We start from the raw sequence: 10,264 nt of genomic DNA, 5'->3' as shown, positions 1-10,264 counted from the left end.
CCGCGCGCGCGGGCGCGAGCTCCCTGCGCGGCGCGGCGGCCGGGCGTCGCTCGGCGCGCGGCTCGTCGGCCTCGTCGAAGCGGTCGTGCGGGCGCTCGTCGAGGGCCGCGTCGGCGCCGGCCTCCACGTGGAAATCGAGCAGCGAGATCAGGTCCCGGTCGAAGTCGGCTGGTGAAGTCATGAGGGGAGATGTGGTGTCGCCAAAGCCTGTGGACAACGTGCGCGCGAAGATCTGAGCAATCCCCGCGACGGTTTTGCAAGCCTGTCCATTCGCGCTTGCCTTCCTACCTTGGAACGGGTTGAGAGAGAGCGATCAACGAGACAGGCCGGCTCTGCGCGGATGACGCCGCGGGCACGGCGGCAGGAGGACACGGAATGGCGCTTCCCGAACGCGAGGGTATGGATTTCGACGTGGTGATCGTGGGCGCCGGGCCCGCGGGCCTCGCCGCCGCGATCCGCCTGCGCCAGATCGCCGCCGAGCGCGGCGAGGAGATCAGCGTCGTCGTCGTCGAGAAGGGCTCCGAGGTCGGCGCCCACATCCTGTCCGGCGCGGTCGTCGACCCGCTCGGCCTTGATGCGCTCCTGCCCGAGTGGCGCAGCGACCCCGACCGCCCCCTCAAGACGGCTGTCGAGCGCGACGAGTTCATGTTCCTCACGCGCAACAGCGGCATCGGCCTGCCGAACGTGTTCTTCCCGCGTCTGATGTCGAACCACGGCAACTTCGTCGGCTCGCTCTCGAACGTCGCGAAGTATCTCGGCCGCAAGGCGGAGGAGCTCGGCGTCGAGATCTATCCCGGCTTCCCCGCCTCCGAGGTGCTCTACGATGAGCGCGGCGCCGTCGTCGGCATCGCGACCGGCGATCTCGGCATCGGCCGCTCGGGCGAGCCGCGCGAGGACTTCACCCGCGGCATGGAGCTGCGCGCGAAGTACACGGTCTTCGGCGAGGGCGCGCGCGGCTCGCTGACCAAGGGGCTCGTCGAGAGGTTCGGGCTCAACAAGGGCCGCGACCACCAGAAATACGGGATCGGCGTGAAGGAGCTGTGGCAGCTCGCGCCGGAGAAGTTCCAGCCCGGCCTCGTCCAGCACACGATGGGCTGGCCCCTGCCGAACAAGGCCGGCGGCGGCTCCTGGCTCTACCATTTCGACGACCACCTGCTCTCGGTCGGCTTCGTCACGCACCTGAACTACGAGAACCCCACCCTCTCGCCCTTCGAGGAGTTCCAGCGCTTCAAGACGCACCCGATGATCCGGGACGTGTTCGAGGGCGCCAAGCGCATCGGCTACGGGGCGCGGGCCATCATGGAGGGCGGCTGGCAATCGGTGCCGAAGCTCGTCTTCCCCGGCGGCTGCCTCGTCGGCGATTCCGCGGGCTTCGTGAACGTGCCGCGCATCAAGGGCTCGCACAACGCGGTGCTCTCCGGCATCCAGGCCGCCGACGCCATCGCCGCCGCGCTCGCGGCCGGGCGCCAGGGCGACGAGCTGGCCGAGTACGAGGCCGGCTGGCGCGCCAGCCCGATCGGGCGCGACCTCAAGGCCGTGCGCAACGTCAAGCCGCTCTGGTCGCGCTACGGAACGCTCGTCGGCGTGGGCCTGGGCGGGGTCGACATGTGGGCGACCTCGATCTTCAACGCCTCGCCCTTCGGCACGCTCAAGCACGGCAAGCCGGACCATGCCTGCCTGAAGCCGCTCTCGGAGGTGACGCCGATCGTCTATCCGAAGCCCGACGGCAAGCTGACCTTCGACCGGCTCTCCTCCGTCTACCTCTCGAACACGAACCACGAGGAGGACCAGCCGCCCCACCTCCAGGTTCGGGACATGGGCCTGCAGAAGAGCTCCGAGCACGACGTGTTCGGCGGCCCCTCGGCCCGCTACTGCCCGGCCGGCGTCTACGAGTGGGTGGCGGACGCCTCCGCGAGCGACGGGGTGCGCTACCAGATCAACGCGCAGAACTGCGTGCACTGCAAGACGTGCGACATCAAGGACCCGAACCAGAACATCAACTGGGTCACGCCCGAGGGTCCCGGCGGCCCGAACTACCCCAACCTGTGAGCCGTTCCAAGGACTTCGCCCGCCCCGCCCGCGCGGCTCCGGACGTGCCGCGGGGGCGTCATCCTTTCGCCTTGCGGCCGTGGCGGGAAGAGTCCACTGTCCCCGCCACATCGGCGCCGGCCCGGAAACCGGCCGGCGCGCGCAGGAGCCGTGACTGGTGCCCACACTCGGAAAAGCCGCCCTCCGCACCGCGTCGGTGCTCGCCCTCACGCTGACCGGAAGCCTGCCCCTCGCGGTGACGGCGCTCGCCGCGCAGCCGCGCGAATCCACGCCGCTCTCCGAGTACGAGCCGGCGGAATCGCTCGAGGGCAACTTCCTCTCGGCCTACATCGCCGGCGCCTCGCGCGACACGGCCGCCGCCGCGAGCTTCTACCGCGAGGCCGTGAAGGCCGACCCGCGCAACGCCGAGCTTTTGGAACGCGCCTTCGTCTCGATGCTCGCCGACGGCGCCCTGCCCGACGCCTTCCGCGCCGCCGAGCGGCTGACGACCCGCGACGGCGCCAACGGCCTCGCCCAGCTCGCCCTCGGCGTCCGCCAGATCAAGGCCGGCCAGTGGGCCGGCGCGCGCCAGAACCTCTCCCGGAGCGGCCGGGGCGCGGCCGCCGACCTCACCGCCACGCTCGTGACCGCCTGGGCCTATGCGGGCGCCGGAGACGGCAAGCGGGCGCTGGAGACCGTCTCGAAGCTCAAGGGCGAGCGCTACTACAACACCTTCCGGGATTACCATGCCGGGCTCATCGCGAGCCTCGTCGGCGATCAGGCCGAGGCCGAGCGCCGCCTCACAGCCGCCTACGACGCGGACCGCAACACCCTGCGCATCGTCGATGCCTACGCGCGCTTCGAGGCCCAGGCCGGGCGCACCGACCTCGCGATCCAGGCCTATACCGAGTTCGACAACCTCCTGCCGCGCCACCCCATCATCCGCGACGCCCTCGACAAGCTGAAGTCGGGCAAGCCGCTGCCGCGGCTGATCGGATCGGCCCAGGAGGGTGCGGCCGAGGTGCTCTACGGGCTCGGCTCGGCGGGCTCGACGCAGGGCGACGAATTGCCGGCCGTGGTCTACCTGCGGCTCGCCCTCTACCTCGCCCCCGAGCACGCGCTCGCCCGGCTCACGCTCGCCGACACGCTCGACCGGATGAAGCAGCCCGAGCGGGCGAACGACGCCTACGCGCAGATCCCGGCCAGCTCGCCCCTCAAGCTCAATGCCGACATCCAGATCGGCCTGAACCTCGAGCAGATGGGCAAGGGCGAGGAGGCGCTCGCACATCTCGACGCGGCGATGAAGGCGCATCCCGACGACATCGACGTGATCACCGCCCTCGGCAACGTGCAGCGCTCGCGCAAGAAGTACGAGGACGCCGCGGTGACCTACAGCCGCGCCATCGAGCTGATCGGCGACCGGCCCATCCAGAACTACTGGACGACCTTCTACTTCCGCGGCACCGCCTACGAGCGGGCCAAGCAATGGCCGAGGGCGGAGGCCGACCTCAAGAAGGCGCTGGAGCTCGTGCCGCCGAGCCAGCTCAGCGCCAAGGCGCAGGTGCTGAACTACCTCGCCTATTCCTGGGTCGACCAGAACATGAACATCGACGACGCCTTCAAGATGCTGAAGCAGGCCGTCGATGCGAGCCCGCGCGACGGCATGATCATCGACAGCCTGGGCTGGGCATATTACCGCCTCGGTCGCTGGGACGACGCGGTGCGCGAGCTGGAGAAGGCCGTCGAGCTCAAGCCCGGCGACCCGACCATCAACGACCATCTCGGCGACGCCTACTGGCGCTCCGGCCGCCGCCTCGAGGGCAAGTTCCAGTGGCAGCACGCCAAGGACCTGAACCCCGAGGCCGAAGAGCTCGAGAAGATCAACGAGAAGCTGAAGAACGGCCTGCCCGACGTCGAGAAGCCGACGGCGACGGCCGAGAACCCGCCCGCCCCGGTCGCGGCCCCCCACAATGCCGAGAACCCGGAATTGCCGAAGGGCGCGCCCGCCCCGAGCGAGCCTCCGGGCGCCGCCGACAAGGCGAAGAAGAAGGGCGGCAGCTGAGCGCGGGCGAAGCCCCCTTCCCTCTCGGCCACCCCGGCGCGGGCGCGGCGGGTCCCGCAGGCGCCCCCCGAAACCCGGAGCCTGTCTCCGAGGCCGCCCCGCGGCACCGCAGGATGAGAGCGGTGTCTCGTCAGCCCTGTCCGAGCCCCGCGTCGCGGCCACCGCGCCGCGAACGCTCTCCGCTCCCTCGCAGAGCGGCCCTCCTCACGAACCCTCGACATCCATGCAGAGCCTCGCCACCCGCGCTCCGGCGAAGATCAACCTCACCCTGCACGTGCTCGGGCGACGGGAGGCGGACGGCTATCACGCCCTCGAAAGCCTCGTCGCCTTCGCGGGGGTGGGCGACCACCTGACCCTGGAGCCCGGCCGGGATCTCGATCTCGCGATCGCGGGACCGACCGCGGGGCCGGCGGGCCCGAACGCGGACAACCTCGTTCTGCGGGCGGCGCGCCATCTCGCCGAGCGCGTGCCGGGCTTGCGCACCGGCCGCTTCCGCCTCCTGAAGCGCCTGCCCGTGGCGGCCGGGATCGGGGGCGGCTCCTCGGACGCCGCGGCCGCGCTCCGGCTCCTCGCGGAGCTGAACGGGCTTGCCCTCGACCACCCAACCCTCGTCGAATCGGCCCGCGCGACGGGGGCGGACGTGCCGGTCTGCCTCGATCCGCGCGCCCGGATGATGCGCGGCGCGGGCGAGACGATCGGCTCCCCGCTCGACCTGTCGCCCCTCCCGGCCATCCTCATCAATCCCGGTGTCCCGGTGCCGACGGCGCCCGTCTTCAAGGCGCTCGGCCTCGCGCCCGGCGACACGCTGGCCGGCGCGGATCATCCGGCGGTGGCGCAGGGGCTCGGCCCGAACGGGCTGCTCAGCCTGATCGGCCCGGCGCGAAACGACCTCGAAGCTCCCGCGCTCACGCTCGCGCCGGTGATCGGCGAGGCGCTGGCGAGCCTGCGGGCGCAGGCCGGCTGCCGCCTCGCCCGGATGTCGGGCTCCGGCGCGACCGTCTTCGGCATCTTCGCCCATCGCAGCCAGGCGGCGCGCGGCGCGCGCGCGATCGCGCGGGCGATGCCCGGCTGGTGGGTCGAGCCGACGCTGCTGCGCTAGGCCGTCCGGGTCAGTGCGCCCGGGCGATGCAGAAATCGACGACCTGGAGCAGGGCCGCCTTCATCCGGCCGTTCGGGAACAGCGCGAGCGCGTCCCGCGCCATCGCGCCATAATGCCGGGCCCGCTCCACCGTGTCTTCCAGCGCCCGGTGGCGGCGCAGGATGGCGCGGGCGGTCTCGAGATCGCCGGCCTCCACCTCGCCCTTCTCCAGCGTGCGGCGCCAGAAGGCCCGCTCCTCGTCGGTGCCGCGGCGGAAGGAGAGCACGATCGGCAGCGTGATCTTGCCCTCGCGGAAATCGTCGCCGACGTTCTTGCCGAGGCTGGCGCTGGTGCCGCCGTAATCGAGCACGTCGTCGATGAGCTGGAAGGCGATGCCGAGATTCATCCCGTAGGAGCGGCAGGCCGCCTGCTCCGCGCGCGGCCGGTCGGCGAGCACGGGGCCGACCTCGCAGGCCGCCGCGAACAATTCCGCGGTCTTGGAGCGGATCACGGCGAGATACTCGTCCTCGCTCGTCTCCGTGTTCTTGGCCGCGGTGAGCTGCATCACCTCGCCCTCGGCGATCACGGTGGCGGCAGCGGACAGGATGTCGAGGGCGCGCAGCGAGCCCACCTCGACCATCATCCGGAAGGCCTGGCCGAGCAGGAAGTCGCCGACGAGGACGCTCGCCTGGTTGCCCCAGTTGATCCGCGCCGCGACGCGCCCGCGCCGCATGTCGCTCTCGTCCACGACGTCGTCGTGCAGGAGGGTCGCGGTGTGCATGAACTCGACGCTGGCGGCGAGCTTCACGGCGCCGTCGCCGCCCGCATAGCCGCAGAGATCGGCGGTGGCGAGCGTCAGGATCGGGCGCAGGCGCTTGCCGCCGGACGCGATCAGGTGGTTGGCCACCTCGGGGATCATCGCGACGTCCGAGCCCGTGCGCGACAGGATCATCGCGTTGACGCGCTCCATGCCGGCGGCCACGAGCGCGACGAGTTCGGTCAGGCTCGCTTCCGGATCGGAGCGGCCTTCATCGAAGGAAACCACGACACCCAAGGTCCGATGCCTCCCGGCCAGACATGCTGCGACGATACGTGGGGCACCCCTTCGCACGCGGCCCGTGGCGCTGCAACACGCCGCGCCCGAACGAGGTGCGGATCGCATCGGATATGGCGCGCCCGCACGCGAAGCTGTACGCGGCGAAAGCGCCGCCCGTCCGCGAGCCCCATGATGATCGAACCCCGATGATCGAACTCCGATGATCGAACTGATCCGCACCAACGATATCGTCCTCATCGGTTTCGCGCGCTCGCTCCTGGAGGGCGCGGACATCCCCGTGCTCGTGGCCGACGAGCACATGAGCCTGATGGAAGGGACGATCGGCGCCTTCCCCCGAAGGCTCCTCGTGCCGGACGACCACGCGAGGCAGGCACGGCGCCTCCTCACCGAGGTCGGCCTCGCCCACGAACTGCGCGATGCCGGCGGCTGAGCCGGACCTGTTCCTCGGCGGCCGCCTGCGCCTTCGCCAGCCCCCGCGGGGCGCGCACCGCGCCGGCACCGACGCCGTGCTCCTCGGGATGCTGGTCCCCGCCGAGGAGGGACGGGTCGTGTGCGATCTCGGCGCCTCCACGGGGCTCGTCGGGCTGAGCTACGCCCTGCGCGCTCCCCGCAGCCGCGTCATCCTCGTCGAGCGGGACCCGGAACTCGCCGATCTTGCCCGCTGGAATGCCGCGGAGAACGGGCTCGAATCGCGCGTCAGCATCTGCGAGGCCGACATCCTCGCCGCGGCCGGCCCGCGCCGGGCTGCCGGGCTCGCGGCGGATTCGGTCGACATCGCGCTGACCAACCCGCCCTTCCTCGAAGCCGGACGGCACAGGCCCTCGCCCCATTGCGGCCGGGCCTCGGCCCACAGCTTTGAGGCGGGCTCGCTCGATGCGTGGCTGCGGACCTGCTCGGACGTCGTGCGGCCCGGCGGCCGCCTCGGACTGATCCACCGCGCCGATGCCCTCGCCGCCTGCCTGCAGGCGATCGGGCAGAGGTTCGGCGGCCTCGCGATCCGTCCCGTCCATGCCCGCGCCGACCGGCCGGCGATCCGTGTCCTGATCGCGGGCACGAAGGGAAGCCGCGCCCCCCTGCGGATCCTGCACCCGTTGGTCCTGCAGGATCCGCAGGGGCGCGCGACGCCGGAAAGCGAGGCGCTCCATCGCGGCGAGGGTGCCGCGATGGAGGCGGAAGCGACGGCTCAGTAGAACGGGCGCCAGCCGTATTGCCGGTGCTGAACCGGGCGGTAGCCCACAAGACCGCCGAAATGACGCCGGCCGTAATGGTGCCGCCGCCAGCCGTGATGGCGGTGCCAATGGTGCCGCCGCCAGTGGTGATGGCGCCGCCAATGGTGGTGCCGCCGCCAGTGATGGCGCCGCCAGCCGTGATGCCGGTGCCAGTGCCGCCGGTGGCGCCAGCGCACCTCGGTCAGGAGCTTGCCCTCGCCCGTCTCGGCGAGGCTCGCGGCGACGGGCAGCGGCGCCGCCTTCGCCGACAGGCTGAGGCCCGCCGCCCCGCCGAGCGCGGCGAGCGCCAGGAACATCATCATCAAAGCACGCATGGCGTGTCTCCCTTCCCCGGATCGGATCGCCCGTCTCGATGCCGCCGCAGGCCCGGGCGTCAGGTGTCGCGGCCCTCAGAAACGGCGGAGTCCGAAAATCGTTCGGTGGCGTACGGGGTGCCGATGGCGCCGCCCGGCGAGGTGGATTACGCAGGGTGTGGTTGCGCAGGCGGCTGGATGCCCTGCGATGCGAGGATCCATGCCGCTGTCCCTTCCCGCGCCCGTCCGGGCCCTCCTACCGAGACGCCTCCGGGAGCGCCCGCCGCGCGTGGCGGTGGTGCGTCTCAGCGGCGCGATCGGCGCGGTCTCGCCGATCCGGCCGGGCCTCTCCATCGGCTCGGTGGCGGGCAGCCTGGAGCGCGCCTTCGCCATGAAGGGCGCCGTGGCGGTGGCCCTCGTCATCAACTCGCCGGGCGGGTCGCCGGCCCAGTCGCACCTGATCCACCGCCGCATCCGGGCGCTGGCGGCGGAGAAGACGCTCCCCGTCTTCGCCTTCGTCGAGGATGTCGCGGCGTCGGGCGGCTACATGATCGCCTGCGCGGCCGACGAGATCATCGCCGACCCGACCTCCGTCGTCGGCTCGATCGGCGTCGTCTCGGCGGGCTTCGGGTTCGACCGGCTGATCGAGCGGATCGGCGTCGAGCGCCGGGTCCACACGCAGGGCGAGGCGAAGGCGATGCTCGACCCGTTCCGGCCGGAGGACCCGGCCGACGTGGCACGCCTGAAGCAAATCCAGGCCGACGTGCAGGAGGTGTTCACGCGGCTCGTGACCGAGCGCCGGCCGAACCTCCCCAAAGAGGGCGAGAACCTGTTCACCGGCGCGATCTGGACCGGCCGCCAGGCTCTCGGTCTCGGCCTCGTCGACGGGCTCGGCGACGTGCGCACCGCGATGCGGGCGCGCTACGGCGAGACGGTCGACCTCAGGATGGTGGCTGAGGCGAAGGGCTCGCTCCTCGCCCGCCTGCTCCGCCGGACCACGCCCGGCGGGATCGGCCTCGCCGAGGAAGCGCTCGCCGCCATCGAGGAGCGCGCCGCCTGGGCGCGCTTCGGGCTGTGAGCCGGGATCAGCGCGCCGGCGCGGCGCAGCCGCCCTGCGGCGCGCCGTAGCCGCTGTAGACCACCCGAACCTTGCGGGTGCAGGTCTCGGCGGTGGCGGGAGCCGCCACGGGCGCGACCTCGACGGGCATGATCGCCACCGGCTTCTCGACGGCGGAGGTCTCCTCCGGGGTCGCGAGGGCGCTGGCGCCCATGACGATCGGCGTGGCGACGAGAGAGGCGGCCACGAGAGCCGCGAAGACTGTGAAACCCTTGCGCATGACTGGTCGTCCGAAGCTTATGTCCGCCCTGAGGCGGAGCGTCATCCCCTGGTTGCAGCGTAAACTTGGCCGGGGGCTTGGCAGTTCCGGATCTTGACCGAATTGCGACGGAATTGTGTGCGTCGGCGCACGCCCCCCCGCGCTTGACACGAGGGGACGCACACTTAAACGCTCCGGCCCTCCGTTTTGCGCCCTCCGGACCCGTCTCACGATGCCGAGCGACGTCGATCTCTCGCCGAAAGCCTCGTTCCAGGGGCTGATCCTCACGCTGCAGCGATTCTGGGCGGAGCAGGGCTGCGTGATCCTCCAGCCCTACGACATGGAGGTGGGGGCCGGCACCTTCCATCCGGCGACGACCCTGCGGGCGCTCGGCCCGAGGCCCTGGAAGGCGGCCTACGTCCAGCCCTCGCGCCGGCCGAAGGACGGGCGCTACGGTGAGAACCCGAACCGCCTGCAGCATTACTACCAGTTCCAGGTGATCCTGAAGCCGAACCCCGACAACCTGCAGGACCTCTACCTCGCCTCGCTGCGGGCGATCGGCGTCGATCTCGCGCTCCACGACATCCGCTTCGTGGAGGACGATTGGGAGAGCCCGACGCTCGGCGCCTGGGGCCTCGGCTGGGAATGCTGGTGCGACGGGATGGAGGTGAGCCAGTTCACCTACTTCCAGCAGGTCGCGGGCTTCGAGTGCGCGCCGGTGGCGGGCGAACTGACCTACGGCCTCGAGCGCCTCGCCATGTACGTGCAGGGCGTGGAGAACGTCTACGACCTCAACTTCAACGGCGGCGCGGGCGACGACAAGGTCACCTACGGCGAGGTGTTCCTGCAGGCCGAGCAGGAATATTCCCGTCACAATTTCGAGGCCGCCGACACGGCGATGCTGTTCCGCCACTTCGCCGACGCCGAGAAGGCCTGCCGCCTCTACCTCGATGCCGGCGCCCCCGAGAGCGAGGCCGGCCGCCACCGCATGGTGCAGCCGGCCTACGACCAGTGCATCAAGGCGAGCCACGTCTTCAACCTGCTCGACGCGCGCGGCGTCATCTCGGTCACCGAGCGGCAGAGCTACATCCTGCGCGTGCGCGAACTGGCGAAAGCCTGCGGCGCGGCCTGGCTCCGGACAGAAGGGGGCGGCGCACCCGCCGCGGCCTGAGCGCTCCGCGCCTCGACACCCCCGGGCCGG

At 71.5% G+C, this 10,264-nt stretch carries 10 protein-coding genes and 1 pseudogene; 7 read left to right on the top strand and 4 right to left on the bottom strand.

Going from position 1 to position 10,264, the window contains the following annotated elements:
- A pseudogene (locus tag E1J50_RS03025) lies at window positions 1–181 on the bottom strand (uracil-DNA glycosylase); the annotation flags it as partial.
- Window positions 182–375: 194 nt separating this feature from the next.
- On the opposite strand from E1J50_RS03025, the gene E1J50_RS03020 reads away from it, so the two are divergent.
- From E1J50_RS03020 to E1J50_RS03010, 3 genes are all read left to right on the top strand, one after another.
- Window positions 376–2,049 carry an electron transfer flavoprotein-ubiquinone oxidoreductase gene (locus E1J50_RS03020; protein ID WP_132250270.1) on the top strand — a complete coding sequence of 558 codons (1,674 nt, stop codon included), beginning with the start codon at window positions 376–378 and terminating at the stop codon, window positions 2,047–2,049.
- A gap of 157 nt (window positions 2,050–2,206) precedes the next feature.
- On the top strand, window positions 2,207–4,090 hold the full coding sequence (locus tag E1J50_RS03015) for a tetratricopeptide repeat protein (RefSeq protein WP_132250268.1): 1,884 nt from the start codon (window positions 2,207–2,209) through the stop codon (window positions 4,088–4,090).
- A 223-nt stretch (window positions 4,091–4,313) separates the two neighbouring features.
- Window positions 4,314–5,189: a 4-(cytidine 5'-diphospho)-2-C-methyl-D-erythritol kinase gene (locus E1J50_RS03010; protein WP_132250266.1), complete on the top strand. Its 876-nt coding sequence runs from the start codon at window positions 4,314–4,316 to the stop codon at window positions 5,187–5,189.
- A 10-nt stretch (window positions 5,190–5,199) separates the two neighbouring features.
- Here the strand turns inward: E1J50_RS03010 and E1J50_RS03005 are convergent, their stop codons facing one another.
- The gene (locus E1J50_RS03005; RefSeq protein ID WP_165937758.1) at window positions 5,200–6,222 is read right to left on the bottom strand and encodes a polyprenyl synthetase family protein; all 1,023 of its coding nucleotides are present in this window, start codon (window positions 6,220–6,222) and stop codon (window positions 5,200–5,202) included.
- Between the two features lie 202 nt (window positions 6,223–6,424).
- On the opposite strand from E1J50_RS03005, the gene E1J50_RS03000 reads away from it, so the two are divergent.
- On the top strand, window positions 6,425–6,655 hold the full coding sequence (locus E1J50_RS03000) for a putative signal transducing protein (RefSeq protein ID WP_132250261.1): 231 nt from the start codon (window positions 6,425–6,427) through the stop codon (window positions 6,653–6,655).
- On the top strand, window positions 6,642–7,415 hold the full coding sequence (locus tag E1J50_RS02995) for a tRNA1(Val) (adenine(37)-N6)-methyltransferase (RefSeq protein ID WP_132250259.1): 774 nt from the start codon (window positions 6,642–6,644) through the stop codon (window positions 7,413–7,415). Before E1J50_RS03000 ends, E1J50_RS02995 begins: the two co-directional genes overlap by 14 nt.
- Here the strand turns inward: E1J50_RS02995 and E1J50_RS02990 are convergent.
- Window positions 7,409–7,768 (bottom strand): hypothetical protein, encoded by a 360-nt coding sequence (locus E1J50_RS02990; protein WP_132250257.1) that lies wholly within the window; start codon window positions 7,766–7,768, stop codon window positions 7,409–7,411. The genes E1J50_RS02995 and E1J50_RS02990 overlap by 7 nt on opposite strands.
- A gap of 199 nt (window positions 7,769–7,967) precedes the next feature.
- Between E1J50_RS02990 and E1J50_RS02985 the strand changes: the two genes are divergently transcribed.
- Window positions 7,968–8,825: a S49 family peptidase gene (locus E1J50_RS02985; RefSeq protein WP_132250255.1), complete on the top strand. Its 858-nt coding sequence runs from the start codon at window positions 7,968–7,970 to the stop codon at window positions 8,823–8,825.
- A 7-nt stretch (window positions 8,826–8,832) separates the two neighbouring features.
- Here E1J50_RS02985 and E1J50_RS02980 read toward each other — a convergent pair whose 3' ends face one another.
- On the bottom strand, window positions 8,833–9,084 hold the full coding sequence (locus E1J50_RS02980) for a hypothetical protein (RefSeq protein ID WP_132250253.1): 252 nt from the start codon (window positions 9,082–9,084) through the stop codon (window positions 8,833–8,835).
- A gap of 211 nt (window positions 9,085–9,295) precedes the next feature.
- On the opposite strand from E1J50_RS02980, the gene E1J50_RS02975 reads away from it, so the two are divergent.
- Window positions 9,296–10,234: a glycine--tRNA ligase subunit alpha gene (locus tag E1J50_RS02975; protein ID WP_132250251.1), complete on the top strand. Its 939-nt coding sequence runs from the start codon at window positions 9,296–9,298 to the stop codon at window positions 10,232–10,234.
- Window positions 10,235–10,264: the final 30 nt, after the last annotated feature.

The organism is Methylobacterium segetis, assembly GCF_004348265.1.
Lineage (GTDB): Bacteria > Pseudomonadota > Alphaproteobacteria > Rhizobiales > Beijerinckiaceae > Methylobacterium > Methylobacterium segetis.
The sequence above is the reverse complement of the archived record's forward strand: the minus strand, read 5'-3'. Positions and strand labels throughout refer to the sequence as shown.